This is a genomic window from Pseudarthrobacter defluvii, assembly GCF_030816725.1.
GTDB classification, from domain to species: Bacteria; Actinomycetota; Actinomycetes; order Actinomycetales; family Micrococcaceae; genus Arthrobacter; species Arthrobacter defluvii_A.
In genome coordinates, this window is record NZ_JAUSYG010000001.1 from 4,254,100 (window position 1) to 4,279,985 (window position 25,886).

General features: G+C 66.8%; 28 protein-coding genes and 1 pseudogene. 22 read left to right on the forward strand and 7 right to left on the reverse strand.

Features of this window, described 5'->3' with window-relative positions; translation table 11 throughout:
* Positions 1-9 precede the first annotated feature (9 nt).
* Positions 10-1,161 carry a GGDEF domain-containing protein gene (locus QF031_RS19895; protein ID WP_307432280.1) on the reverse strand — a complete coding sequence of 384 codons (1,152 nt, stop codon included), beginning with the start codon at positions 1,159-1,161 and terminating at the stop codon, positions 10-12.
* A gap of 148 nt (positions 1,162-1,309) precedes the next feature.
* Here QF031_RS19895 and QF031_RS19900 point away from each other — a divergent pair, with 148 nt between their 5' ends.
* The 13 genes and pseudogenes from QF031_RS19900 to QF031_RS19960 all read left to right on the forward strand — a co-directional run bounded on the left by QF031_RS19900 (position 1,310) and on the right by QF031_RS19960 (position 13,640).
* Positions 1,310-1,546 (forward strand): zinc-ribbon domain-containing protein, encoded by a 237-nt coding sequence (locus QF031_RS19900; protein WP_286400699.1) that lies wholly within the window; start codon positions 1,310-1,312, stop codon positions 1,544-1,546.
* Between the two features lie 126 nt (positions 1,547-1,672).
* The gene (locus QF031_RS19905; protein ID WP_307432285.1) at positions 1,673-3,034 is read left to right on the forward strand and encodes a hemolysin family protein; all 1,362 of its coding nucleotides are present in this window, start codon (positions 1,673-1,675) and stop codon (positions 3,032-3,034) included.
* A pseudogene (locus QF031_RS19910) lies at positions 3,027-4,066 on the forward strand (hemolysin family protein). The gene QF031_RS19905 and the pseudogene QF031_RS19910 overlap by 8 nt, the downstream one beginning before the upstream one ends.
* Before the next feature lie 251 nt (positions 4,067-4,317).
* Complete coding sequence (gene rsgA, locus QF031_RS19915; RefSeq protein WP_307432288.1) at positions 4,318-5,472, forward strand: ribosome small subunit-dependent GTPase A; 1,155 nt, start codon at positions 4,318-4,320, stop codon at positions 5,470-5,472.
* 148 nt (positions 5,473-5,620) lie between these two features.
* Positions 5,621-6,337: an alpha/beta fold hydrolase gene (locus tag QF031_RS19920; protein ID WP_307432291.1), complete on the forward strand. Its 717-nt coding sequence runs from the start codon at positions 5,621-5,623 to the stop codon at positions 6,335-6,337.
* A 42-nt stretch (positions 6,338-6,379) separates the two neighbouring features.
* Positions 6,380-7,483 (forward strand): agmatine deiminase family protein, encoded by a 1,104-nt coding sequence (locus tag QF031_RS19925; RefSeq protein ID WP_307432292.1) that lies wholly within the window; start codon positions 6,380-6,382, stop codon positions 7,481-7,483.
* The gene (locus tag QF031_RS19930) at positions 7,480-9,252 is read left to right on the forward strand and encodes an amidase (protein WP_307432294.1); all 1,773 of its coding nucleotides are present in this window, start codon (positions 7,480-7,482) and stop codon (positions 9,250-9,252) included. The genes QF031_RS19925 and QF031_RS19930 overlap by 4 nt, the downstream gene beginning before the upstream one ends.
* A gap of 31 nt (positions 9,253-9,283) precedes the next feature.
* Entirely contained in the window at positions 9,284-10,174 is an 891-nt protein-coding gene (locus QF031_RS19935) for a pentapeptide repeat-containing protein (RefSeq protein ID WP_307432296.1), read from the forward strand.
* A 58-nt stretch (positions 10,175-10,232) separates the two neighbouring features.
* Positions 10,233-11,483, forward strand: coding sequence for a D-arabinono-1,4-lactone oxidase (locus tag QF031_RS19940; RefSeq protein ID WP_307432297.1), 1,251 nt, complete (start codon positions 10,233-10,235; stop codon positions 11,481-11,483).
* 23 nt (positions 11,484-11,506) lie between these two features.
* Entirely contained in the window at positions 11,507-11,851 is a 345-nt protein-coding gene (locus QF031_RS19945) for a hypothetical protein (protein ID WP_307432300.1), read from the forward strand.
* Positions 11,852-11,956: 105 nt separating this feature from the next.
* The gene (locus QF031_RS19950; protein ID WP_307432303.1) at positions 11,957-12,169 is read left to right on the forward strand and encodes a hypothetical protein; all 213 of its coding nucleotides are present in this window, start codon (positions 11,957-11,959) and stop codon (positions 12,167-12,169) included.
* A complete protein-coding gene (locus QF031_RS19955; RefSeq protein ID WP_307432306.1) occupies positions 12,166-13,302 on the forward strand; it encodes a baeRF2 domain-containing protein in 1,137 nt (378 codons plus the stop codon). Before QF031_RS19950 ends, QF031_RS19955 begins: the two co-directional genes overlap by 4 nt.
* Positions 13,303-13,352: 50 nt before the next feature.
* Positions 13,353-13,640 (forward strand): hypothetical protein, encoded by a 288-nt coding sequence (locus QF031_RS19960; RefSeq protein WP_307432309.1) that lies wholly within the window; start codon positions 13,353-13,355, stop codon positions 13,638-13,640.
* 79 nt (positions 13,641-13,719) lie between these two features.
* Here the strand turns inward: QF031_RS19960 and QF031_RS19965 are convergent, their stop codons facing one another.
* Positions 13,720-14,253 carry a MarR family winged helix-turn-helix transcriptional regulator gene (locus tag QF031_RS19965; protein ID WP_307432313.1) on the reverse strand — a complete coding sequence of 178 codons (534 nt, stop codon included), beginning with the start codon at positions 14,251-14,253 and terminating at the stop codon, positions 13,720-13,722.
* A 274-nt stretch (positions 14,254-14,527) separates the two neighbouring features.
* Between QF031_RS19965 and QF031_RS19970 the strand changes: the two genes are divergently transcribed.
* From QF031_RS19970 to QF031_RS19980, 3 genes are read left to right on the forward strand one after another with little or no spacing between them, the layout of a single operon-like run.
* Positions 14,528-15,427, forward strand: coding sequence for a hypothetical protein (locus QF031_RS19970; protein ID WP_307432316.1), 900 nt, complete (start codon positions 14,528-14,530; stop codon positions 15,425-15,427).
* On the forward strand, positions 15,427-15,858 hold the full coding sequence (locus QF031_RS19975; protein WP_307432319.1) for a phage holin family protein: 432 nt from the start codon (positions 15,427-15,429) through the stop codon (positions 15,856-15,858). Before QF031_RS19970 ends, QF031_RS19975 begins: the two co-directional genes overlap by 1 nt.
* Positions 15,855-16,529: a DUF3618 domain-containing protein gene (locus QF031_RS19980; RefSeq protein ID WP_307432321.1), complete on the forward strand. Its 675-nt coding sequence runs from the start codon at positions 15,855-15,857 to the stop codon at positions 16,527-16,529. Before QF031_RS19975 ends, QF031_RS19980 begins: the two co-directional genes overlap by 4 nt.
* A 96-nt stretch (positions 16,530-16,625) precedes the next feature.
* Here the strand turns inward: QF031_RS19980 and QF031_RS19985 are convergent, their stop codons facing one another.
* Positions 16,626-17,447 (reverse strand): LysR family substrate-binding domain-containing protein, encoded by an 822-nt coding sequence (locus QF031_RS19985; RefSeq protein ID WP_307433537.1) that lies wholly within the window; start codon positions 17,445-17,447, stop codon positions 16,626-16,628.
* On the opposite strand from QF031_RS19985, the gene QF031_RS19990 reads away from it, so the two are divergent.
* The gene (locus QF031_RS19990; protein WP_307432326.1) at positions 17,410-17,814 is read left to right on the forward strand and encodes a DUF5997 family protein; all 405 of its coding nucleotides are present in this window, start codon (positions 17,410-17,412) and stop codon (positions 17,812-17,814) included. The two genes, QF031_RS19985 and QF031_RS19990, sit on opposite strands and share 38 nt — an antisense overlap.
* An 87-nt stretch (positions 17,815-17,901) precedes the next feature.
* Here the strand turns inward: QF031_RS19990 and QF031_RS19995 are convergent, their stop codons facing one another.
* Complete coding sequence (locus QF031_RS19995; protein ID WP_307432329.1) at positions 17,902-18,282, reverse strand: VOC family protein; 381 nt, start codon at positions 18,280-18,282, stop codon at positions 17,902-17,904.
* A 180-nt stretch (positions 18,283-18,462) separates the two neighbouring features.
* Here QF031_RS19995 and QF031_RS20000 point away from each other — a divergent pair, with 180 nt between their 5' ends.
* Both QF031_RS20000 and QF031_RS20005 read left to right on the forward strand, forming a co-directional pair.
* Positions 18,463-19,071 carry a hypothetical protein gene (locus tag QF031_RS20000; protein ID WP_307432332.1) on the forward strand — a complete coding sequence of 203 codons (609 nt, stop codon included), beginning with the start codon at positions 18,463-18,465 and terminating at the stop codon, positions 19,069-19,071.
* A gap of 54 nt (positions 19,072-19,125) precedes the next feature.
* Complete coding sequence (locus QF031_RS20005) at positions 19,126-19,734, forward strand: DUF6919 domain-containing protein (RefSeq protein WP_307432335.1); 609 nt, start codon at positions 19,126-19,128, stop codon at positions 19,732-19,734.
* A gap of 27 nt (positions 19,735-19,761) precedes the next feature.
* Here QF031_RS20005 and QF031_RS20010 read toward each other — a convergent pair whose 3' ends face one another.
* Both QF031_RS20010 and QF031_RS20015 read right to left on the reverse strand, forming a co-directional pair.
* Positions 19,762-20,244: a pyridoxamine 5'-phosphate oxidase family protein gene (locus QF031_RS20010; RefSeq protein WP_307432338.1), complete on the reverse strand. Its 483-nt coding sequence runs from the start codon at positions 20,242-20,244 to the stop codon at positions 19,762-19,764.
* A 65-nt stretch (positions 20,245-20,309) separates the two neighbouring features.
* Positions 20,310-21,755 carry a flavin monoamine oxidase family protein gene (locus QF031_RS20015; protein WP_307432340.1) on the reverse strand — a complete coding sequence of 482 codons (1,446 nt, stop codon included), beginning with the start codon at positions 21,753-21,755 and terminating at the stop codon, positions 20,310-20,312.
* Between the two features lie 81 nt (positions 21,756-21,836).
* Between QF031_RS20015 and QF031_RS20020 the strand changes: the two genes are divergently transcribed.
* Positions 21,837-22,586, forward strand: a complete 750-nt coding sequence (locus QF031_RS20020; RefSeq protein WP_307432344.1) for a TetR/AcrR family transcriptional regulator — start codon at positions 21,837-21,839, stop codon at positions 22,584-22,586.
* On the opposite strand, the gene rlmN is transcribed toward QF031_RS20020, so the two are convergent.
* On the reverse strand, positions 22,583-23,818 hold the full coding sequence (gene rlmN / locus QF031_RS20025; RefSeq protein ID WP_307432347.1) for a 23S rRNA (adenine(2503)-C(2))-methyltransferase RlmN: 1,236 nt from the start codon (positions 23,816-23,818) through the stop codon (positions 22,583-22,585). The two genes, QF031_RS20020 and rlmN, sit on opposite strands and share 4 nt — an antisense overlap.
* 151 nt (positions 23,819-23,969) lie before the next feature.
* On the opposite strand from rlmN, the gene QF031_RS20030 reads away from it, so the two are divergent.
* Positions 23,970-25,097, forward strand: a complete 1,128-nt coding sequence (locus QF031_RS20030; RefSeq protein WP_307432349.1) for an L-talarate/galactarate dehydratase — start codon at positions 23,970-23,972, stop codon at positions 25,095-25,097.
* Positions 25,098-25,120: 23 nt separating this feature from the next.
* Complete coding sequence (locus QF031_RS20035; protein ID WP_307432352.1) at positions 25,121-25,825, forward strand: FadR/GntR family transcriptional regulator; 705 nt, start codon at positions 25,121-25,123, stop codon at positions 25,823-25,825.
* Positions 25,826-25,886: the final 61 nt, after the last annotated feature.

A 25,886-nucleotide genomic window follows, 5' to 3' on the forward strand; every position in this document is an offset into this window, starting at 1 on the left:
GCAGTGGAGCTAGTGCAGCTCGTCGCTGCGGGCGGCGCGGTTCCTGCCCAGGGACTTGGCCCTGTACAGGGCGGCATCAGCTGCGGCGATGAGCTCGTCCACATCGGAGGTCCCGCCGTCGTAGGTTGAAATGCCGTAACTGACGGTAGGCATCTCCATGCCGTCCGGCGCTTCAGCGCCGGCCAGGCGCCTGCTGATTTCCTCCGCAATGGTCTCGGCGCGTTCGGCGCTGGCCCCGGGGACCAGGATCACGAACTCCTCCCCGCCGTACCTCCCGGTCAGGTCGGTGGAGCGGACCGTGGCCACGCAGGCGTCAGCGAAGGCCTGCAGCGCCACGTCGCCGGCGGCGTGGCCGTGGGTGTCATTGACCGCCTTGAAATGGTCAAGGTCGGCCAGGATCAGCGCCCCGGAGCCACCGGTGATGGTCCGGTCGGCCAGCTGTTCGGCAGCAAGATCCAGGAAGGCCTTGCGGTTCAGGAGTCCGGTGAGGTCGTCCCGGGTGGCAACCACCCGCAACGCCCGGGTCTGCTGTTCACTGCTCAACGCCGCCATGCTGAAGGACACCACCACCAGCAGCACCATGGTCACCATGGTGGTCACGGCCGATCCAAAGACAGTCACGAAGATGGGACCGTCCTGGCCCTCCACCAGGAACGCCAACCAGCGGAAGAAGTAATAAGCGGAGAGCCCGCCGGCCGCCACCGCCATGGGGATGCGCACCCGTGAATAGCCCGGCTCAAGCCGCCACAGCTCACGCGACGCCAGCCCGATGGTCAGGCTCATGGCGGCGAGGAACACGGGACCGCCGGACCAGGTGTTGGTGGCCGGATGGTCCAGCAGGGACGCCACCAGGGTGACAAGGGGAATTCCGGTAAAGGCCCATTTGGGCGGCCTGACGGTCCGCAGCGAGCGCGCTCCCGCCCACACCGCAACCCCGCCGTGCACCAGCAGCGTATTCCCCAACGGGTTGGCCCATCCCTGGTGGGGCGTGCCGTCCAGCAGGAAACAGCCGGAGCCGGAGAGGAAGAACAGCAGTGCGCCGCACCACCACCCGCTGTACGGCGAACGGGTCACCCGGTAGGCGGAAAAGTAGAAGAGAACAACCAGCACCAGGGCCATCAGGCCAAAAGCGATGCGCAAGGTTGCCGTATCCAGAACCATGTGCCAGAAGTCCCCCCAGAAAGCCCGAATACTGCCCACGCCAGTATCGCATCCAACCACAGAGCGCAGACGTTCCGTACCCCTGATTGGCACCTGCCAAACTCGCCTAGGGTGGGAGGTTAACCATTCGGACAACGAAAGGCCGGCGATGCTCCTCCTCTTCGGGTTCAAGACCGTGCTCAAGGCGCTGCCAGGCAAGACGGCAACGTGCCCGCACTGCGGCGCCTTCATCCACCACCTCCTTGAGGAACAAGCCACGAAGTTCACCTTGTTCTTCATCCCGGTGCTCACGGTGTCCCGGAAGTTCCGGATCACCTGCACCAACTGCGGCTACGTTTCGTCCATCAGCGGGCGGCAGAAGCGGGCCCTGGAGCTGCGCCGGTAAGGGTCCCCGGGAACTTCTTCGCTGTCCCCTAAGTTGAACCGGGCATGGACGACCCTCCTTCACACATGCCCTGGCCCCTCTGCCACCTGACCGGACCACCGGCCACCACAGGAGAGGGGCGCCCCAATGCATGAATGGATCATGCTGGGCATCGGCCTGGTCCTGACCGTCGGCACCGGCTTCTTCGTCGCCTCGGAGTTCGCGCTGGTGAACCTCGACCGGCATGATCTCGAAGCCCGCCAGGCCCGCGGCGAGAAACGCCTTGGCCCCACCATCAAAGCCCTGAAGATCACCTCCACCCACCTCTCGGGTGCGCAGCTGGGCATCACCCTGACCACGCTCCTGACCGGTTACACCTTCGAACCGGCCATCAGCCGGATGCTCAGCGGCCCGCTGCAGTCCGTCGGCGTGCCCGAAGCGCTGGTGCCCGCCGTCGGGTCCGTGGCCGGGATCTTCCTGGCCACCATCTTTTCCATGGTGGTGGGCGAACTGGTGCCCAAGAATTTCGCCCTGGCCCTGCCGCTGGCAACCGCCAAGGTGGTGGTTCCGTTCCAGGCGCTGTTCACGGCCGTGTTCAAGCCCGTGATCCGGCTCTTCAACAACACAGCCAACAGGATCATCCGCGGGTTCGGCATCGAACCCAAGGAAGAGCTCTCCGGTGCCCGCAGTGCAGAGGAGCTGAGCTCCCTGGTGCGCCGCTCCGCCGTCGAAGGCGTTCTGGACCTGGACCATGCCACCCTGCTGCGCCGCACCCTGCGCTTCTCCGAGTACAGTGCCGCTGACGTCATGACCCCGCGAGTCCGGATGGCCGCCGTCGGCCTTTCCGACACCGCCGAGGAGATCGTTTCCCTTGCCACGGCCACGGGCTACTCCCGGTTTCCCGTGATTGGCCGCGACCGGGACGACGTGCTGGGCCTCCTGCACGTCAAGCAGGCGTTCGCCGTCGCCCTTGGCCAGCGGCCCAGCACCACTGCGGCGGAGCTCATGATCGAGCCCTTGCGGGTCCCGGAATCCATGGGCGTGGACACCCTCCTGGGCCTGCTGCGGAGCCAGGGGCTCCAGGTGGCCATCGTCTCCGATGAGCATGGCGGCACCGCCGGGATCGTGACGCTTGAGGACCTGGTGGAGGAGATCGTAGGCGAGCTTAAGGACGAACACGACCGGGCCCGGGCAGGCGTTGTCCGTATGGGCCGCTCCATGACGTTCGACGCCGCCTTGCGGACGGATGAACTGCTGGACCGCACAGGAATCGAAGTCCCCGACGGGGACGAGTACGACACCGTGGGCGGGTTCGTCACGGACCTGCTGGACCGCCTGCCGGAGCTGGGTGACGAGGTGGAGGTCGACGGCGGCATCCTACGCGTGGAACGCGTGGCGGGGATGCACGTGGAGCGGCTGCGCTTCACCCCCGCCGCGTCCGGCGAACCCAGGCGGAGCCCCCATGACCGCATCATCGACAGCCTGACGCAGGAGCTGACCCATGAGTGAATACCTTCCCGGCATCATCTGGCTGGCGGTGCTCCTGGTGGTGAACGGCTTCTTCGTGGGCGCCGAATTCGCCGTCATCTCCGCCCGCCGCTCCCAGATCGAGCCCCGTGCCGAGGCCGGCAGCAAGGCGGCAAAGACCACGCTGTGGGCCATGGAACACGCCACCCTCATGCTGGCCACCAGCCAACTGGGCATCACCGTCTGCTCACTGGTCATCCTCAATGTGTCCGAACCCGCCATCCACCACCTGCTGGAAATCCCGCTGGGCCTGACGTCGCTGTCCTACGAGGCAATCAGCATCATCGCGTTCATGGTGGCGTTGTTGCTGGTGACCTTCCTGCACGTGGTGGTGGGCGAGATGGTGCCCAAGAACATCTCCTTCTCGATACCCACGCGGGCAGCGCTCCTGCTCGCCCCGCCGCTGGTCATGGTGGCCGGGTGTTCAAGCCCGTGATCTGGGCGTTGAACGGAATTGCCAACTGCATCCTCCGGCTCTTCAAGGTGGAACCCAAGGACGAAGCCACCAGCGCATACACGCTGGACGAGGTGGCCACCATCGTGGAGCAGTCCACCAGGGACGGCATGCTGACGGACACCACGGGCACCCTGACCAACGCGTTCGAATTCACCGCCAAAACGGTGGCCGACGTCCAGGTGCCCATGGCTGACATGGTGCTGCTGCCCGAAGACGCCACGCCTGCGGACATCCAGCAGGCAGTGACCGGGCACGGCTACTCCCGCTACATCCTGGTGAAGAGCACGGGGGAGCCCCACGGCTACCTGCACCTCAAGGACGTCATGGACCTCACCGCCGCGGAGAAGTTCCACCGGCCGGTCCCGGCCAAGCGGGTCCGGCGCCTGGCGTCTGCATTCGCCGGGGCGGACCTTGAGGACGCGCTGGCGTCGTTGCGGCGGACCGGCGCGCACGTGGCGCGGGTATTCGACGCCGACGGCAGGACCACCGGGATGCTCTTCCTGGAGGACATCATCGAGGAGCTGGTGGGCGAGGTGCAGGACGCCACCAGCGCCTAACCGCTTTTCTGCGCCGGCCCTCTAGTGCCCGACGGCGGCGGGCACTAGAGTGGGACGCGGTTCTTCCCTGCCGTCCCGGCTGAAGGACCCTCGCGAGGGAATGGAGGTGGTTTTGATGACTGCAGTTGCCGCACGCCTTGGGCGCCCCGCATCCCACCACATCAACCATCCTCCCCGCTGCACACACCTGGCCTGACGGCAGCTGCCTGCCACAGCGAGACTGCACCGGGGACCTTCGCAAGGACACCAACGTGCATACTTCCCCAGGCAACCCCCTGGACAACACCCCAAGCACCACCCAACCAACCGGCGGACTCTCCGCTTACGGCTACACACCCGCCGTCGCCCGCCACTTCGACCAGCACCCCTTCGCAGGCGCCACGGAACGCGGGCGGGTGGTCCGCGTGGACCGCACCCTGCTGCTGATTGCCTCCGGCGACGGGCTGCTCCACCTGCCCTATCCGCTGTCCGGCGAAGCGGCCGTCACCGGCGACTGGGTCTGGATCGGCCCCAACCGGGCCGGTGACCGCCAGATCCTGGCAGTGCTCCCCCGCCGCTCCGAGCTCAGCCGGAAACGTGCCTTCGAGGACTCCTCCGAGGAGCAGATCCTGGCCGCGAACATGGACACCGTGGGGGTGGTCGTTCCGGTCGACCGGCCGCTCACCCACAACAGGCTCGAACGCACCCTCGTGGCTGCGTGGGACTCAGGCGCCACCCCGCTGGTGATTATCACCAAGGCCGATTTGGCGCAGGTGGCGGACGACGTCGTCGGAAAAGTCATCCTGCAGGCGGCGGGCGTAGACGTTGTCACTACGTCCGCCGAAACCGGCGACGGAATCGACGAACTGATGTCCAGGATCCCGCCCGGTGGCACCATCGTCCTCCTGGGCCCGTCCGGTGCCGGCAAATCCACCCTGATCAATGCGCTGGTTGGCCGTGAGGTCCAGCCCACCGGGGAGGTGCGGTCCGGCGACTTCAAGGGCAAGCACACCACCACCTCCCGCGAACTGGTGCCGCTGTCCAACGGAACAGTGCTGATGGATACCCCCGGGGTGCGCGGCTTCGGGCTGTTCGACGCCGAGGAAGGCCTGGGCGGCATGTTCGGCGACATACAGGAACTGGCCGCCGGCTGCCGGTTCACCGACTGTGCCCACGGGAACGAGCCGGGCTGCGCGGTACGGGAGGCGATCGACGGCGGTGTCCTCACCGAGCGCCGCTGGAACTCCTACCTGAAAATGCAGCGGGAGCTGGCAGCGCTGGCACGGCGGTCGGACGTCGCAGCCCAGCGCGCCTACCACCGCGAGTGGCACCAGAAGGTGGTGTCAGCAGGAAAGTCCCAGCGATGGGCGGAACGGGAAGCCTCGGAACGGCAGGAGCGGTCCGGAGGCAAGCGCAAGCGGCGGTGACCGGATGCGTGCGCTCCTGCCCAGTTACTGATGCCCAGGCCGGACAACTTTGCCCCGCTCCCTTGTGTTCCAGGAGGTGGGTACGGTGCTGCGAATAGTAACTGGGCGGGAACGTACAGCTGTCGGGGGTGGGGAGTAGGGTTCCGTCATGGACATCATCCTGGTACCCGGTTTCTGGTTGGACGCCTCGTCCTGGGAGGAGGTGACGCCGGCCCTGGAAGCAGCCGGGCACCGGCCCCACCCCCTCACCCTTCCGGGCAAGGAGTCAGCGGACGCAAGCCGTGCGGGCATCAACCTGCAGGACCACATCGACGCAGTGGTGGAGGTCCTGGACGGACTGCCCGGCAAGGTTGTCCTGGTGGGGCATTCCGGCGGCGGAGCCATCATCCACGGGGCGGTGGACGCGAGACCGGACAAGGTGGAACGCGCCATCTACGTGGACAGCGGACCGCTGGGTGAAGGCGGGGTGATCAACGACGAACTGGCGGCTGTGGGGGACGACGTTCCCTTGCCTCGCTGGGAGGACTTTGACGACGCCGACCTGGTGGACCTCAACGGCCGGCTTCGCCAGGCCTTCCGGGCCCGAGCCGTTCCGGAACCACGGGGCGTGGCCTACGGCAAGCAGCACCTGCATGATGGGCGGCGCTATGACGTGCCCGTCACGGTGATCGCCTGCCAGTTCCCCTCGGCGATGCTAAGGGAGTGGGTATCTGCCGGCAACCCCTTCGTCGCAGAACTGGCCCAGGTCCATGACGTGGAGTACATTGACCTGCCCACGGGGCACTGGCCGCAATTCACCAAGCCGGACCAGCTGGCACGGGCCATCCTGGGGGCGGTTGATCGGACGGACATGGACCAAAACTGAAACACCCTTGCATCAGCCCAACAGCGTCCCCATAATAAATGAATGGCATTCATTTACACGACCGCAGGCAGGGGCAGCGCCGCCCCCGGCAACGCACACATCGGCACCCAGGCCCACATGCCCGCAGAGTGGGAAGCACACCAGCGCACCTGGATGGCCTTCCCGCCGCCCAACCACACCTTCGGCCCCGTCGGAAGCTCCACCCTGGACAGGGCGCGGACCGCCTGGACCAGAGTTGCCCGGACCATCGCCCGGCACGAACCCGTCACCGTCATCGCCGACCCCCGCGACGCCACGGCCGCGCGGGAATGGCTTGGCAGCGGCATCGACGTGGTGGAGGTGCCCCTCGACGACGCCTGGCTGCGGGACAGCGGCCCCACGTTCGTCCATGCGGCGGACGGGTCGCTGGCCGCAGTCGACTGGACCTTCAACGGCTGGGGCGCACAGGAGTGGGCTGCCTGGGGCAAGGACCAGGAGGTGGCGCGCACCGTGGCAGCAGGGGTGGACGTTCCGGTACGGCCGTCAGCCCTGGTGAATGAGGGCGGCGGGTTCCATGTGGACGGCGAAGGCACCGTGCTGCTGACCGAAACAGTCCAGCTTGATCCCGGGCGCAACCCCGGCGCCACCAAGGAATGGGTGGAGGCGGAAATCCACGCAGTCCTGGGCACCACCAAGGCCATCTGGATTACGCGCGGACTGACCCGGGACTACGACGAATTCGGCACCCGCGGCCACGTGGACATCGTGGCCGCCTTCGCCGGCCCGGGCACCATCCTGCTGCACCGCCAGGACGATCCCGCCCACCCGGACCACGCTGTGTACCTGCAACTGAGGGCAGTCCTTGCCGGCCAACTGGACGCCCGGGACCGCCCGCTGCGCATCATTGACGTTCCCGCTCCCACTACGCTCAAGGACGACGAAGGCTGGGTTGACTGGTCCTACATCAACCACTACGTCGCAAACGATGTGGTGGTCCTCTGCAGCTTTGACGACCCCAACGACAGCATCGCGGCCGGCATCCTGGAACGCGCCTACCCCGGCCGTACGGTGGAGCTCGTGGACGCCCGGGACATCTTCGCCTTCGGCGGCGGCATCCACTGCATCACGCAGCAGCAGCCCGCCACGCGGAAATGCGAAGCGGCATGAAACTCGTGGAGCACGCCCCTGAACGGCGCACCGCGATAACGTTCGACGTGGTGGAGGCCGGCATCAGCCAACTGCGGGGTGCCCTCGAGGCCGGCGATGTGACCAGCGAGCAACTGGTCCGCCTCTACCTGAAGCGCATCGAGAAGTATGACTCCTCGGGCATATGCCTGAACTCCTTGGTCGTGATGAACCCGGACGCCATTGCCGAGGCGCAGGCGTCGGACCGCCGCCGCGCCGCCGGATACACGCTCGGCCCCTTGGACGGCATCCCGTACACGGCGAAGGACAGCTATCAGGTCAAGGGCCTCACCGTCGCTGCCGGCTCTCCTGCCTTCAAGGACCTCGTGGCGCAGCGGGACGCCTTCACCATCGAACGCCTCCGTGCCGGAGGTGCGGTCCTGATCGGCCTGACCAACATGCCGCCCATGGCCAACGGAGGTATGCAGCGCGGGGTATATGGCAGGGCAGAGAGTCCCTACAATGCAGGCTTCCTCACAGCGGCGTTCGCTTCAGGCTCGTCCAACGGCTCGGGGACGGCAACCGCCGCCAGTTTTGCTGCCTTTGGCCTGGCGGAGGAAACCTGGTCCTCCGGCCGCGCGCCGGCGTCGAACAATGCCCTCTGCGCCTACACACCCTCGCGCGGCGTCATTTCAGTCCGCGGCAACTGGCCCCTGGTCCCCACGATGGACGTGGTAGTTCCGCACACCCGCACGATGGCCGATCTGCTGGAAATCCTGGACGCCGTGGTAGCCGACGACCCGCAAACACGCGGCGACTTCTGGCGGGTCCAGCCCTGGGTCCCGGTGCCCAAGACATCCGCTGTCCGCCCGCCGTCGTACATCGCCCTGGGCGTTACGGACTCAGCCGCCGCGGCAGGCGTCCTTGCGGGCAAGCGGCTGGGCGTTCCCCGGATGTACGTCAACGCCGACCCCGAGGCCGGATCAGCGGAGGCACCCGGCATCGGCGGTCCCACCGGACAACGGATTGAAACGCGCGAATCCATCCTGGAACTGTGGGCGGCGGCCCGCCGCGACCTGGAAGCAGCCGGCGCCGAGGTGGTGGAGGTGGACTTCCCCGTGGTGTCCAACTACGAAGGCGACCGCCCCGGCGCACCCACCATCGCCACCCGCGGCCTGGTGTCCCCGGAGTACCTGCGCCGGGAAATCGTGGACCTCTCCGTCTGGGCATGGAACGACTTCCTCGACGCCAACGGGGACCCGCAGCTGAACCGCCTTGCCAACGTGGACGGTTCCGCCATCTTCCCCGCCCCGGAAGGTGCGCTGCCGGACCGCTACGACGGGTTCGATGACCACATTGGGGACTATCCCGCCTGGATCCGGGAGCACGGCGTTCCCGTCCTGGCCGACATCCCGCACCTGCCCGACGGCCTGGCAGGGCTCGAGGAAACCCGCCGGGTGGACCTGGAAGAGTGGATGGACCGGTTGGGCCTGGACGCTGTGGTGTTCCCGGCGGCCGCCGACGTAGCCCCTGCAGACGCCGACACGAATGAACGCTCGGCGGACCTCGCCTGGCGCAACGGCGTGTGGGTAGCCAACGGAAACCTGGTCCCCCGGCATCTTGGCATCCCCACGGTCACGGTCCCCATGGGCATGGCAGCAGACATCGCCATGCCGGTGGGCCTCACGATCGCGGGCAAGGCCTACAGCGACACGGAACTGCTCCGGTTGGCGGCAGCGTTCGAAGCGACCGGCCGCCGGCGCGTATCACCACCACGCACCACCCCCGGAGGACATGCACAAAGCGACTGACGGGACCTGTTGAGGTGGGTAGTCTGGATGCATGGCGCGGCCCCTCACCGGCCCGGCTGCCCTCCGGCCCGACTGCTCACAGTGCTTTGCCCTGTGCTGCACGGCCTTCGGGTTCACCCGCTCTGCCGACTTCGCCATCGACAAGCCGCCCGCCACCCCGTGCCCCAATCTTGCCGGAGACTTTTCCTGCACCATCCACGACAGGCTCCGGCCGCGTGGTTTTGCCGGCTGCACCGGGTTCGACTGCTTTGGCGCCGGGCAGGCGGTCAGCCAGGGGCTGTTCCACGGCACCAGCTGGCGGGAAAGCCCGGAAACCGCCGCGGACATGTTTGCCGCCTTCAGGGTCCTGCGCCAGCTGCACGAAATGCTGTGGCACCTTACCCAGGCAGAGGCGAAGGCCTACAGCCCGGAAACCGCTGACGACGTGCACTGTCTGGCGGCCCGGGTCCGGGAGGTGGCGGAAGGCAACCTTGAGGAGGTTCTGGCAGCCGACGTCGGGACCCTCCATGGGCAGGTGGGCGAAGCTCTGCGCTGGGTGAGCGAGGAGGTCCGCGCGGGGTACTTCTGCGATGGGTGGCCCGGCGATGGCATGCGAAATACGCCGCTGGCACCCGTCGCCGACCTGGCCGGGGCAAACCTGCGCGGCCTGGCGCTGTGCGGGGCAGATCTTCGCGGTGCATGCCTGATCGCTGCCGATCTGCGCGGCACGGACCTGACGGCGGTGGACCTTCTGGGTGCGGACCTGCGCGATGCAAGGCTCGACGGCGCCGACCTCACCCACGCACTCTTCCTCACCCAGCCACAAATCAGCGCAGCCCGCGGCAGCGCGTCCACCCAGCTCCCCTCCTGGCTTGAGCGGCCCGGCCACTGGTCCCCAGCGCAGCCGACCCGGTCCCCCGCCCACCCAGCGGAAGCGCCTTGACAGGGGCGATTGTTAGCGCTGACAGTGAAAGGAAACCGACACCAAGCGAAAGCCACTGATGAAGAACTGGGCAGGAAACCTCGAATACTCCTCCGCGGAGGTCCGGCGGCCGGAATCGGTCGCGGAACTGGCCGCCATCGTGGCTGATTCGCCGCGGATCAAGGCCCTGGGGTCCCGGCACTCGTTCAACCGGGTGGGCGACACGGAGGGGGTCCATGTCCTCCTCGATGCCCTGCCGCAGCAGGTGGAGCTGGATTCCAGCCGTGGAACGGTGCGGGTCAGCGGCGGGGTGAGCTACGGGGCGCTTTGCCGGACGCTTGAGGAATCCGGCGTCGCCATCCACAACCTCGCCTCACTGCCGCACATCTCGGTGGCAGGCGCCGTGCAAACGGGCACGCACGGCTCCGGAGTCAACAACCCTTCGCTGGCCGGCGCCGTGGAATCCATCGACCTGGTCCGGGCCTCCGGGGAGCAGGTCACGCTGACCCGGGCGGACGGGGACGAGTTCCTGGCCAGCGTGGTGGGCATCGGGGCCCTGGGCATCGTCACCGGCCTCGAACTTGCGGTGCGCCCCAGCTTCAGGATGCGGCAGCGCGTCCTTGAGGACCTGCCGTGGGACAACGCCCTTGGGAATTTCAACGACATTGTGTCCGCCGCCTACAGCGTGAGCCTGTTTACCGACTACGCCGGCAACACGGTCAACCAGGTGTGGCTCAAGGCGCTTGACGAGGAGCCGGCGCTCCCCGGCCTGTTCGGGGCAACCGCCGCCCTGCGGCCGCGGCACCCCCTCCCGGACATGTCCGCGGAGAACTGCACGGCACAGCTGGACGAGCCGGGACTGTGGCTGGACCGGCTGCCGCACTTCCGGCACGAATTCACGCCAAGCAACGGTGACGAACTCCAAAGCGAGTTCATTCTTCCCCTGGAACACGCCCCCGCCGCCCTCCAGGCAGTCCGTGGGCTGGCCGGACAGCTTTCACCCCTGCTCTTCGTCTCGGAAGTACGCACCGGCGCCGCGGACGAGTTCTGGCTCAGCCCGTTCTACCGGCAGCAGAGCGTGGCGCTGCACTTCACCTGGAAGCCGATGCAGCCGGAAGTGGAAGCGTTCCTTCCGGTCCTTGAGGACGCACTGCGGCCCTTTGGCGCACGACCGCACTGGGGCAAGCTGTTCACCCCCGGTGGGCATGACTGGGAAACGCTTTACCCGCGCTTCGCCGACTTCCGTTCCTTCGCCGCCGGCCACGACCCCGAAGGCAAGTTCCGGAACGGGCTGCTGGACAGCATCCTGGGCGTCCCGGCCCGTCGTTAACCGGCCGCCGGTACGCTGGGGGTATGACATTTCGCCCCGCCGTCGCCTCCGCCGCCGCCCTGTCCACCGCGTTGTTGCTGCTGACCGGATGCGGTGCCGTTGGGGATGCTGCCGGCGCCGCTGCCAGTGACGCCGCGTCCAAAGTTGCCTCCAGCGCCGCCCAGGAAGTCAACCGGCAGATCTGCACCCTGGTGCAGGACGGCCTGGTCAGCCCCTCGGACCGGCAGGCCCTGGCCGGCCTAGTCTCGGCAGCGCGCACGGCAGGGGTTCCCGCGGAGATTACGACGCCGCTGGGCCGGATTGCCGAGGCCGGGGACCAGGTGCCGGCAGACTCCGTCCGGGCCCTGAAGGACGCCTGCCGCGCCTGAGCCGGAAGCGCCGGCCGCCCTCTTCAGCGGCCTGCCTCATGGTGCTACGGTGAAGTGACGAACTAGTAAGCCTGTGATACTAAATCGCTCGCGAAGGAGATCGTCATGGCAGAACGCGGCAATACCACCCACGGCCAGAATCTGGACGACCAGATGAAGCACGAAACGCAGGGGGTGGTGCACGGAAACCAGCCCGCCCATGCCGAGGAATGGCGCGAAACAGAGCCCTTCCCGGATGACACGGACCCGGCCGAAGTGCGGGAGGCGCTGAATCCCGTCGCCTCGCCGGACCCCCTCACCACAGAGGGGGAACAGTGACCACCAGCCTGCAGAAATATGCCGACCTCTACCGCCGCCCCGGCCCTTGGTGCACCGCCTATGTGCCTGCCGGAACCGGAACGGTGGACACGCTGGAAGCCGGCGATGTCAGGCCAGGGAATGCCCAGGCCCAGCTCGAAGCCCAGGGCGCAACCCCGGCTGATGTTGCGGCAATGGAACAGGCACTCCAACCGGCCGCCGGCGTCCCCTCTCCCGTATCCAGGTTCGTGCTGGTCAACGATGGGAAGACCGAAGTCAACGAGGTACTCCCGGGCGATCTCGTCCTGCCGGAACGGCTGGCAGTGGAGTCCATCCCGGACCTGCTGCCGCTGCTGAAGCACCAGCCTGAAGAGTTCGCCTATGTCGTGGCTGAGGTCAGCCGGGAGCATGGCGAAATCCGTCTGTACCGCGCCGGGACTGTTGGTCCCGCCAGCGTGCAGGAGGTGGAGGGCGAGTCCGAGCATATAAAGAAGTTCCACGGCGGGGGCTGGTCACACCTGCGGTTCCAGCACCACACCGAGGACGTCTGGCGGCGGAATGCGGACGAGGTGGCAGGTGAAATCGACAAGCTCGTGGCCGACGGCGGGGCCCGGCTGGTGGTCCTCGCCGGTGACATCCATGCCCGCGGCCTTGTCCAGGATCAGCTTTCCAAGGCCAGCCAGGCACTGGTGTCGATCGTTGATTCCCACACGCACACCGCGGGCTCGGAGAGCGCCAACCTGGAAGACAACGTCAACCAGCGCGTTGCCGAAGTGTGGGCGGAGGAACAGCAGAGCGTGATGGACAGGCTGGCGGTCCAGGAGGGCCAGGCCAATCCGGAATCCGCGCACGGCGTGGGAGCTGTGGTGCACGCCCTGCAGCAGGCGCAGGTGGACACCCTGATCCTCGATGACGCCGTGTTGTCCCAACGGACCATGCTGGCCCTGGATGCCGAACCGTGGATTGCCACAGCCAAGGAAGAGGCCCTGGGCGCCGGAATCCTGGGAGAAGTTCCGGCCCCGGCGGCGCTGCTTCGGGCAGCGGCGCTCACTGACGCCCGTGTTCTCCTGGTCCCGGGACCGGTCCTGCCGGAGGGCGTTCACGTCGCGGCACTGCTGCGCTGGTCCTCGGGCCCGGACGTCCCGTCGTCGTAAAGCCTTGCGGCCCGTCCTTTTCACCGAACCCATCGATTGGAAGGTGCACCATGAGCACTGCAGATGAAAACCCCGATGACGTCCTCGAGAGCGTAATCGTCCCGGAGGAGGACGCGCTTCCCACCCCCACCCGCACTGGACACGGCAAGATGCCCGAAGACGTTGACGACGACGATTACCAAAAGGCGGTGGAACAGGAGCGGGTAGCGGCCGGACTGGCTGACTTTGCTCCCAGTGACGTTCCGCCCGCGACGGATCCGTTGCCGCCCGAGGCAGCCGATGCCGCAGACCTTGCCCAGCGGGGCCTGCTGCAGGAGGGCCAGGAAGACAAAGGGTAGCTGGACAAAAGCTGGATAAAGCAGTGGCCGGCCCGAAAGGGCCGGCCACTGCTTTGCTTTCAGCGCAAACCGGGGACAGTCAGTTTTGGCGTGGCTGTTCCCAGCCCCGGACGCCGGCAGCCCGGCCGGCCTGGGGACGGTGCCCGCCACGATGTTCCGGCGGGGCAAACGGGACAACCCCGGTATCCCGGCCAAGCGGCACCGCACGGACAAACTTCGTAAGTTCCTCCCGGAGTACCTTCCACTCAATATCCGGATCATCCGGGTAGGCATTGACCTCCGCCTGCCGCGCAGCCTCAACGGCCGCCCCGCCTGCATCCGTCAGCTCGACTTTCAGCTGCCGGCGGTCCGAGGCATGCCGGGTCCTGGTTATGAGCCCCATGCCTTCGAGGCGGGTAAGAACCCGCCCCAGCGTCTGGCTCTGGACCCTGATCGCGTCTGCAAGCTGTTCCTGGTTCAGGGGGCCCCCCGTCAGGCCTTCCAGTGCAATAACAGCCGCACGGGTGAGGCCAAGGGGGGCCAGTGCATCGTCCTGCCGCCGCTGGATCAGCCGGGCCGCCAAAGTAATCAGGCGGTAGCTGCTCCGGGCGTCCGGATCGAGATTGCTGGTCATCGGCCGCGGCCTTCCTGTAGGTGGCGAAGTGCTGGTCACCCTGCGTCGCTACACCCCTACAATAAGCATGCTTAGCAACACATTCGCAAGTAGGCTTACTATCCGATGGGGACCAGCGTCCGCGCAGGCCGCTCCCCGAATGAACCCACACGGCACTACCCCTTGCAATCGAAATGGGAAGTGTGCTTAGTATCTACTTAGTAACCTTGCTTACTAAGTCGCCAGCACTGCTGGTTCTTGATCGCCAGCTAACCCTTTCTGAAAGAGAGCGAAGATGACAGAGAACCAATGGCCCCAGACTCCGCACACCAGCGCCGACTCGGCCATCACCGATCCATACGGCGCAACAGAGGTAGCTCCCCAGCAGGCCTCCTACCCTGCAGATTCGGGCGATACCTCGAAGACCCAGGCCGCCAAGGAAGAAGCTTCAAACGTGGCCGGCCACGCCACATCTGCCGCCCAGGGCGTGGCGGAGACTGCCAAGAGCGAGGCCGCGAACGTGGCGCATGAGGCTAAGTCCAATGCGCAGGACCTGCTGCACCAGGCCAAGTCCGGGCTGACCAGCCAAGCGGGCACGCAGCAGCAGAAGGCGGCCGAAGGCATCCGCAACATTTCCAGCCAGCTGCACAGCATGGCCAGCGGCCCGGACCAGCAGGGAATGGCCAGCGACCTCATCCGGCAGGCGGCGGACCGCACCTCCTCGGTGGCGTCCTGGCTGGAGAACCGCGAACCGGGCGACCTCCTGGGCGAGGTCCAGCGCTTCGCCCGCAACCGTCCCGGCACCTTCCTGCTCCTGGCCGCCGGCGCCGGCGTCCTTGCCGGACGCCTCACCCGCGGCCTCACCGCAGGCACCCCGGAATCGCAGGGACAATTGCAGGCATCGGGTTCCGCCCAGGGCACCGGCCAGCACCGGGCCGTGCAGCCGCCGGTAGCCCCGCTGCACCAGGAGACCGTGTACGCCGCAGGTACCGATGACCTTTTCGATGAGCCGGTGGTGAGCAGCGCAACGCCGGTGTCCACCAGCACCCTCCCCTCTGGTACCGCAGAGGAGACGCCGCTTCGGTTCGAGGACGACCCCTACCGGGCCGAGAACGGCGTTTACAGCGATGAGGAGACCTTCGGCACTGAGGGCACGTCCGGCACCGGCCGTCACGGCCAGACGGGTGGTCTGTGATGAGTAGCCAGATTCCTGAGCCGCCGCCCAGTGCGGCGCATGTGAAAGCGGACAACGCGTCCCTGGGCGAGCTGCTCGGGGACGTGACCCGGGACCTGTCCACCCTGATGCGCAAGGAAGTGGAGCTGGCCAAGGCCGAACTCAAGCAGTCCACCTCCCGGGCAGGCAAGGGCGCGGGCATGCTCGCCGGCGCCGGGGTGGGCGGACACTTCGTCCTGCTCTTCCTTTCCCTGGCCCTGATGTGGGCCCTGGGCGCCATCATGCCGCTGGGCTGGTCCGCGCTGATCGTCGCCGTGATCTGGGCGATCATCGCCGCGGTCCTGGCCTCCATCGGCCGCAAGGAACTCAAGCAGATCAAGGGCCTGCCCCAGACCGGCGAGACCCTCTCAGAAATTCCCCCAACCCTAAAACCAGGTGAGGTAAACCGATGAGCGAAAACCCTGACGTCATCCGCGCAGACATAGAAGCCACCCGGGCACGCCTGGGCACCAACGTGGACGCCGTGGCCGACAAGGTCACCCCGTCCAACATCGTGCACCGCCAAACCGACAAGGTCACCGGCACCGTCAAGAACGCCGTGACCGGGGTGAAGGAGAAAATCATGGGCGCCGCAGACACCGCCACCACCAAAGTCCACGACACCACCTCCACCGGCGCCGGGCACACCACCGGTGCCGTGCACTCGGCCGGGGACAGCCTGCACCAGGCATCAGACACCGCCTCGGCCAAACTCTCCGACGCCGGCCAGGCCGTCTCCGCCGCCCCGGACCAGGTCAAAGCCAAGACCGCCGGCAACCCGCTGGCCGCCGGGCTGATCGCCTTCGGCGCCGGAATGCTCATCAGCTCCCTGATCCCGGCCAGCCAGAAAGAACGCGAAGCCGCGGACCAACTCAAAACCGCAGCCCAGCCCCTGGCAGCCCAGGTCACCGACGCCGCCAAGAACGTCGCCCAGGACCTCAAGGAACCCGCCCAGGAAGCCGTGGAAAACGTCAAGGCCACCGCCACCGACGCCGCCCAAAACGTCAAGACCGAAGGCCAACAAGCCGCCACCGACGTCAAAGACCGCGCCACCGACGCCAAAGACAACGTCCAAAACACCTAGTCCCCGTGGCTGGTAAAGAACAAACAGCGAAGCCGGACCGCACTTGCGGCCCGGCTTCGCTGCTGCACGGCCTGTAAGCGGCGCGGCAAACCCTGGCTAGCGTTTGCCTTTTTTCCGGGAGCCCCGGCCGCGCCCCTTGTCCGGGTTGGGTGCATACCGCTGGGCCACCTTGGGTGCCTTCTTGGCGCCGGAGCCCCGCCGGTCCGGTTTGGGGTCCTTCTTCACCTTCTCGGGCTGGGCGGAAGGCTGCCGGGAGCTCTGGGCGGTGCGTCCGCGGACGATGCCGATGAATTCCTCCAGCACCTCATCCGTAGCCTCCGAGGGCCAGGCCAGCGCGATCCCGGTTCCCTCCGCGCCGGTGAGCCTGCGCGCAACGGTGTCCTTGACATTGAAGTGGCGGGCCACGGCCATGGGAAGGATCACCAGGCCGGCACCCGCAGCCACTACTTGGAGCGCGGCCTCAGGTCCGCCCACGGCAGCGACATCCAGGAATGACTCCTCCGCGAGGTCGGCAAGCGGCACTTCCTCGAACACCGAAATCTCATGGCCTTTGGGCGCCACCACCACGGGTTGTTCCTCGTACAGCGGGATGACGCTGAGGCCGTCGCGCTCCATGGGAAGGCGGACAAAGCCCATGTCGGCGCTGCCGTCCCGCAGCGGCCCAAGCTGAGTGCCGTCGTCGACCATGAATGCCTGAAGGGGAATATGGGGCATCCGCTCCTCCCACCGGCGGATCCACTTACCCGGCGTGACGCCGGCCACGTACGCTATGCGCAGCACCCGTTGCGCCGTTTCATCAGGGGCGTCCGGGGCTGCGGGGGCGGGGGTATCGTCGGCTGGCACGTCTTCACAGTACCCGCCGCCCGGATACCCTTGAAGCATGACCTCTGCAAACTCCCAGTCCATGAAGCCGGCCACTGTTGCCAAGAAACTTGGCATCTACCTCCCGGCCACGCCGCAGGAGTTCCAGGATTCAACCATCACCCGCGAGGAGTTCGCCGCGCTCCAGGCCAACCCGCCCGAATGGCTGGCTGAGCTGCGCCGCAACGGCCCGCACCCCCGCCCCGTGGTGGCCCAGAAGCTTAACGTCTCGATCAGCGGCCTGGCCCGGAGCGGCGTGGAGGAAGCCCTGACGACGGCGGAAATCACCGCGCTGCTGCAGGCTCCGCCACAGTGGCTGGTCACCGAGCGTGCCACGCATGCGGCTGTCCGCGCTGAAGCCCAGCGGGTCAAGGACGAGGCTGCGAAGAAGCAGGCGAAGAAGGACCGCGCCCAGGCCCAGTAGCCGGCAGCCGCGTCTCAGAAGCTTGTTCGCCCGTCAGGACCTTGAACGTCCGGATGCGCGAACAGGCTTCTGTTGCATCCCGGCCCGTTAGTCCTGGTGGATCTGGACGTAGTTGCCACAGCCGTCGTCGAACACGGCGCTGGTGCCGAACGGATCCGTGGTGGGCGGGGTCTTGAAGCTTACGCCCGCAGCCAGCAGCCGGTCGTACTCCGCCTGCACATCCGGGACTCCAAAAACGATGGCCGGGAGTCCGGCCTCGCGCACGGCGTTCATGTAGTTTGCACCGATCGGGTTGTCGCTGGGTTCCAGGAGCAGCCCCACGGAACTGTCGTCAGCTCCAGGATCCTTGATGATGTAAAGGTTGTATTCAGGCATGGCCATGAGCGTGTCAAACCCCAGGGTCCCGGTGTAGAAGGCGTGGGCGGCCGCGGGGTCCTGGACGTGGATGCTGCACATTTTGAGTCGCATGGTCCCACGGTACCCGCCAGGCCGTGACGGTTAGGACCGTCCTCCCTTTTCACCCGCCATTGACGCTGCGCACCGAAGACGGTCCAATGGAAGGACCAGCCCGGGCCTTCCGGCCGGGCCATCGCTTGAACGGGAATGCGGGGCGCCGGAGGTGCGCAGATGTCAGTCATGGAATCTTTGATGCAGGGACTGCTTCAGGATGCGTGGGCGGTCCTCTTGTGCGGTCCAGTGCTGGTGGCCAGCGTGGCCGCCACCGTTTTTGTTATCCGACGCCGGGCCCTGGCTCCCAGCAGCAGCGAAGCTGGGGGAACGGACCAGCTGTTCTGGGACCTGTTTTTGGGTTCGTGCGTGGCCCTTCCGGCGTTGATCATCCCGGCGCTGGTATCCCCGTGGGCGGCGTTGGTGCTGGCCGGGGCGGCAGCCGCTTCAGGTATTGCGGCCTACCGCGGCAGCCCCAGGTTCCTGGCATGGCGTGCTGTACGCCGGGAGGAACGGCAACGGCTTGCGGCCCACCAGGGGGCCCTGATTCAGCACGACCAAATCATGCTTCGGTGGCGGCGCTACGAGCTGGATCCGGCGTGCAGCATCGACTTTCCGGCACTGACCGATGTACGGCTGCCCGAAACGTCCGCACTGATCAAGTCCATGCGGACTGCCGACCAGCTGCGGGCCACCGCGCACCAGGGTTACCCGGACGCCGTCGGAACCCTGGCCGCGGCCCTGGCTGCGGCGGAGCGGGCGGCGGGAATTTCAGCCGCCCTGCCCGCGCAGCAGGCCAGCCGAGGTTAACTGCTGTGTCGCCGGCGTTGGATCGCCCATGAGGACCGGCGATAGCATCCAAAGATGAAGCCTGAGGAACTGCCTTCCCAAGACCAGTACGGCCGGCTGCTGGAGGACCGCGGAGTTTGGCGGCAGGCCACAACGCTGGAAGCTGCCGGTGAACTGACGGCCCGGTGGCTGGAGGGCGGGAGCTCGTACCAGCCGGGGCACCTTGCCGCAGAGTTCGACGACGAGACCAAGCCCATCGCCAAGGTGCTGGCCGAACTGAACCGCAATGGACTGTTCACCAAGGAATCACAGCCGGGCATCCGTGCCGGCGGGGCGGCGCAGCGGGAGTACGTCACAGGTTTCTGCAGCGCGGCCGCCGCACACCACCTGCTGGCGCTGTCCGCCCGGACCGATCTGGTCACCGTGGCCCATGCACCGGGTGAGGCAAGCAACGCCGCCATTCCGGTAACGATTGCCGGAACGGAAATCACCACAGTGCTCGGATCCAGCGAGAACCCGGTGGAGGAGGCGCAGATTCGGGACTGGGCGGAAGAAACCAACGACTCCCTGGCCCTGCTGCTTGCTGACTCCTGGTACGTGGAGATTCTGGATCCGGTGTGGGGGCGCAACGACGTCCTGCTGCCTGCAGTCCTGCAGGCATTGAAAGGGGCGGAGCAGCCTTAGCCGCCCCGCCCCTGCCGCATCCGCGGACTACAGCTCCACGGTGCCGCTTTCGCCAACGCTCATCCGGCTGTTGGTGACCTTCGCCTTTACCCACTGCAGCACCGTGGCCGCGGTGCCGCCCGGGCTTGTCCAGTACTCTGCCGAGTCGGAATCGACGCGCAGCAGGCATACCTCGGGGGTGTCCGGACCCTCCGGGAACCAGGCTTCAACCGCCTGGTTCCACAGTTCGTGGATCTTGGCCCGGTCCGTGACCACCTGGGCGGTCCCGGCTACGGAAACCCATTCGGTGTTCTTGCCAAAGGCGACGTTGACGCGCGGATCAGCACGGACATGCGCAACCTGGGACGTGCCGAGGCCGGTGAAGAACCACATGTCGCCGTCGTCCTTTACCTCCTGGACGGCCAGCGGCCGGCTGACGAGGGCGCCTTCTTCATTGACGGTGGTGACCATCCCGATCTTCGAATCGTTGATGATCTCCGTAACTTTGCTGATGCTCTGGGCGTCAGTCATGCCTCACCTCGTTCGTCTGAAGTCGGGGACGCTCCCCGCCGCCAGCCTATTAGTAAGCAGCTTATTTACCAGCCGGCCGGCACCGGGACCTTCGCCAGCTCGGCGATGCGCGCCGCCGTCAGGCGCCCCATGCGGATGGCCCCGTCGACGTGCTGGTAGCCTTCCGCTGCCAGGTCCGAGGAGGACCAGTAGATGGGGCCGACAGGAGCATGCTGGTCCTTGCCGTAGCGATGGAGACCGCCCAGGTCATAGCTGGCCGCGTATGCGCCGCGGGTCCATTCCTCCGAGCCCCAGTCGGACTCGTAATAGACCTCGGGGCTGAGGGCCTCGGCGCCCAGGTAGCCGGCGATGGATTCCAGGATCGCCTTCCTGCGGTCCTCGGCACTGAGCTCGAACATGGCGTCAGCTTTCTCATCGGACACGAAGCCCACCAGCGTGCCACGGGGATCCCCGTGGTTCGTGTTGTCGTACACCTCCTGGACCAGGGCGTCCGCGCCGAAGCAGGTGCCGGACAGTCCCTTGTCCCGCCAGAAGGGGGTGCCGTAGACGGCATGGACCTTGATGACCAGGCCCAGGGACTGGTGCTGGTGCATCTGGTGCTGGCGCCGGGGCAGGGGCGGATTGAAGGAGACACGGGAGTAGAGGTTGGGCGGCACGGCCATGATCACGAACCGGGCGGTGACGGTGGCACGATCGGATACGACGCTCACGCGGTGGCCGCCATCCGCGTCCGGCTCCCAGTTGATGGTGCGCACCGGGGAGTTGAGGACGACGTCGTCCCCCAGCTCGCGTGCCTGCAGCAGTGACACCTGCTGCATCCCGCCCACCACGCGTCGGTCAAGGATGAAGTCCTCATCTGTCAGATGAGTGAATGAGCCAGCTGAGGCCGCCATCAGGACGGCCTGCAGGGCCGAGAAGGCGTGCGCCGGCTTGGTGAGCATGCCGCCGGCGATGAAGAGGCCGATGTTCTTGCAGGCTTCCTCATTGTCGCAGTTCTGCCGGAGCCAGTGGTGGAAGGAAATGGTGTCCAGCTCGCGTGCCTTGGGGTGGGCCCAGGGCTCGGTGGGGCCGAGCTCGGCGGCCAGCCCGTCCAGGAGGGCCACCAGACGGTCCATCTCGACGGCGGTATCCGAGTCTACCGGAAAGGTGTCGCCGGTGTAGCGCACCGGGGCGCCGTCGGCACCTATGTAGATGGACTCGCCTTCACGGTAGCGCGGGTAGGTCTCCAGGTTCAGTTCGTCAAGCAGCTCCAGGAGGGCAGTCTGATCCGGCGAGACCCACTGGCCGCCGATTTCGAGCATGGCGCCGTCCACGGTGTCGGTCCAGGTCCTGCCGCCCACACGGTCTCGGGCCTCAAGCACGGCCACGGTGAGGCCGGCCTTCTTCAGTTCACGGGCGGCGGTGAGTCCGGACGGCCCGGCTCCAACGACCACGACGTCGCGGTTCAGGTTCAGCATGATGTCCTCTCTGCGGTCCCTGGTGATCGGAACCAATAAATGAATGTCATTCATTTATTTGAACTATAGCTGCTGCCTGGCGGGAGCGGAAGTACCGGATGGAATAATGCAGGGGACACCGACGAAAGGGCAGGAATGCCGGCAGTATCAGCCGCACAGGGACGCTCCACCCACAATGGCGGCGGGCAGAAGAGGCGGGCCGGCCGGCCGTCTGCGGCAGTGCTGGACAAGTCCGGGATCACGGCGGCTGCGCTGGAACTGGTCAGCCGGAAGGGCTACGACGGGTTGACGATGGCGGCCCTGGCCAAGGAACTCGATGTGGCACCCTCCGCGCTTTACAACCACGTGGCGTCAAAGCAGGATGTATTGCTCCTGGTGGAGGACCACCTGATGTCTTTGGTGGATGTTTCCGGTTTCAGCGGCGGCAGCTGGGAGGACGCCGTGCGCGCTTGGGCCTGGAGCTACCGGAACGTTTTTGCCGAGCACACTCCGCTGATTCCGGTCATCGCGGTCCTGCCGGTTACGGACGCGCCGCAGACCCTGGCGATGTACGAGACCGTCAGCAAGGGATTCTCCGACGCCGGGTTTCCACAGGAACGCATTGTGCCGGCCATCGTGGCACTTGAGTCCTTTATCTTCGGGTCCGCGTATGACGTCACCGCCCCGGAGGACATCTTCGACTCCGGAAGCATGGCTGAGTCCACTCCGTATTTCACTGCCGCCGTCCGCAGTGCCTCCACGGGGCCTGATGCGCCTGCAGCGAGCGGCGGCGCGGGAGGCCAGGGCGGCCAGGAGCGCGGCCGCCCGGCAGACACCGCCTTCCACCTTGGGCTGGACGCCCTGGTCTCCGGACTGGGTGCACTGCGGACGGGGCAGCCGGGCTAGCTCTCAGCCGCGGCCAGCTGGCCGCAGGCGCCGTCGATTTCCTTGCCGCGGGTATCCCGGAGGGTGCAGGGCACTCCGGTGGCGCGGACCCGCGCGATGAACTCCTGTTCCACGGACTTGTCCGAAGCGGTCCAGATGGAGCCGGGAGTTGGATTGAGCGGGATTGGATTGACGTGCACCCATCCCCGCCCGCGCTGGTTGAGCTTCTTGCCCAGGAGGTCCGCGCGCCAGGGGTGGTCATTCATGTCCTTGATCAGCGCATACTCGATGCTGACCCGGCGGCCTGTCTTGCGGTAGTAGTCGTAGGCAGCGTCGAGCGCCTCGTCCACCTTCCACCGGTTGTTGACCGGGATCAGCTCATCACGAAGCTCGTCATCCGGGGCGTGCAGGGACAGCGCAAACGTGACGGGAAGGTCTTCGTCGGCGAGCTTCCGGATCGCAGGGACCAGGCCGACCGTGGAAACGGTGATGTTCCGGGCGGACATGCCCAGGCCTTCGGGTGCGGGGTCCACGAAGCGGTGCAGGGCGGCCATCACGCGCTTGTAGTTGGCCAGCGGCTCCCCCATGCCCATGAAGACGATGTTGGTGACCCGCTCGTCGTCGTGCTCTTTCGGACCCAGTTCACCTGCCGCGATGACCCGGTTGGCAGCGACCACCTGGTCGACGATCTCGGCGGTGGACATGTTGCGGGTCAGTCCCGCCTGGCCGGTGGCGCAGAAGGGGCAGTTCATGCCACAGCCGGCCTGCGAGGAGACACAGAGGGTGATGCGGCCGGGATAGCGCATCAGGACGGACTCCACCAGCGCCCCGTCGAACAAGCGCCAGAGGAACTTGATGGTGTCGCCCTTGTCGGTGCGGTTGCGCCGCACCTCGGTAAGCAGCGGCGGAAACAGTTGGGAGACCAGCTCTTCGCGGCCAGCCTTGGGCAGGTCGCTCATGCGGTCCGGGTCCACTGTCCAGTGCTGGAAGTAGTGCGTGGAGAGCTGTTTTGCCCGGAAAGCCGGAAGGCCGAGCTCTTTCAGCTTGTCACCGCGCTCGGCCAGGCTCATGTCCGCCAGGTGCGTCGGCGGCTGCTTCACCCTGGGGGAAGCAAACTGGAGCAGCGGCCGCCCCTCAACGGTACGGGCCTGCTCCCAGCCCTCTGCAGTGGGCCGGACCTGGGGACGCGCAGCGCCTTCGGCCGCCTTCGGGGCGCGGACAGGGGTTTCAGGGGAAGGAGTGGGGGAAGTCATCCCCTCTATCATCCCACGGAGACAAAATCCGGGAAGCAGCACCTGCAAGACATCCTGAGTCGGCGGCGCCGAGTACTTGTAATACAAGTTATCAACTTATACCCTAGGGGTGCGGGCGAAGAAGCCCCACCCGTCTTCCAGGAGAATCCACATGAGTTCCGTCGATCTGATCCGGCACGTCAAGCTGTCCACCGCCCGCCTTCCCCTCGCCGTGCCCATCAGCGACGCCAAGGTGTTTACCGGTCGGCAGAAACCCATGACCGAGGTGGTTTTCCTGTTCGCAGAAATCACCACGGAGCTGGGCCACTCGGGCATCGGTTTCAGCTACTCCAAACGCGCCGGCGGCCCTGCACAGTACGCCCACGCCAAAGAGGTGGCCGAAGGCCTCATCGGCGAGGACCCCAACGACATCGCCAGGATCTACACCAAGCTCCTGTGGGCAGGTGCCTCCGTGGGGCGCTCCGGCGTCGCCACCCAGGCCCTCGCCGCCGTCGACATCGCCTTGTATGACCTCAAGGCCAAGCGCGCAGGCCTGCCGCTGGCCAAGTTCCTTGGCTCCTACCGGGACTCGGTGCGGACCTACAACACCTCCGGGGGCTTCCTGAACGCCAGCCTTGACGAGGTTAAGGCACGCGCCACGCAATCCATTGGAGAAGGCATCGGCGGCATCAAGATCAAAGTGGGCCTGCCGGACAGCAAAGAGGACCTGCGCCGCGTCCAGGGCATCCGCGACCACATCGGCCCGGACGTTCCGCTCATGGTGGACGCCAACCAGCAGTGGGATCGGGCCACCGCCCTGCGCATGGGCCGCCGGCTCGAGGACTACGATTTGGTCTGGATCGAGGAACCCCTGGATGCCTACGACTTCGAAGGCCATGCCCACCTGGCACAGGTCCTGGATACCCCCATCGCCACCGGCGAAATGCTCGCCTCCGTGGCGGAACACAAGAGCCTGATCGCCGCCGACGGCTGTGACATCATCCAGCCGGACGCCCCGCGCGTGGGCGGCATCACCCAGTTCCTCCGGCTCGCCGCCCTGGCCGACGAGCGCGGGCTGGGCCTGGCCCCGCACTTCGCCATGGAGATCCATCTCCACCTGGCGGCCGCCTACCCCCGCGAACCCTGGGTGGAGCACTTCGACTGGCTGGACCCGCTGTTCAATGAGCGCCTGGAAACCAAGGACGGCCGCATGATCGTTCCGGACCGCCCCGGCCTCGGCGTCACCCTGAGTGACCAGGCCCGCGCCTGGACCACCGAAAGCGTGGAGTTCGGCGCGTAACCCTGAAGCCGTAACCTTGAGCCATGACCCGGAACCTCACCGCGGACCTCGCCGCTGACCTTCGCAACCGCATCGTCGAGGGCGTGATCCAGCCGGGTGAAAAGCTGCCCAGCGAGAACACGCTGATCAGCGATTTCGGTGTCAGCCGGACCGTGGTCCGCGCCGCCCTCACCCGGCTGCAGGCTGAGGGACTGGTTGAGACCGAGCGCGGCCGCGGCAGTTTCGCCCTCACTCCCCCAACGGACGGGCCCTCGGCAGTGCCCGGGGGCCGGCCGGTGGCCACCACCGAGGACAGGCTGCACCTGCTGGCGTTCCGCATGGGAGTGGAGACGGAAGCCGCTGCGCTGGCCGCCCGCAACCGCACCGAGCGGCAGTTGCGGGCTGTGGGCACCGCGCTGGACACCTTTGCCGCCAGTGCCGGGCACCCGGCGCACGCCATGAAGGCGGACTTCGATTTCCACCGCGCGGTGGCCACGGCTTCCGGCAACCCCTATTACTCCGATTGCCTCGCCGCCCTGGGCCAGACCATGATCGCCATGCCGCGCACCCGCCTGATGACCGGCGTCGAACACTACGCGCGGGATCACTTCGACCAGGTGGTGCTGGAACACCGGTCCATCCTGGACGCCATCGCCGATGGTGACGAGGCTGCCGCGGCCGCGGCCATGCGCAGCCACCTGGCCAATTCACGACGCCGGTTCAGGGCTTCATCGCGTCCGTCCAGCTAGGCGGACCCCAAGCCCGCGGAAACGCAGAAGAGCCCCGGTCCAAAGACCGGGGCTCTTCCAT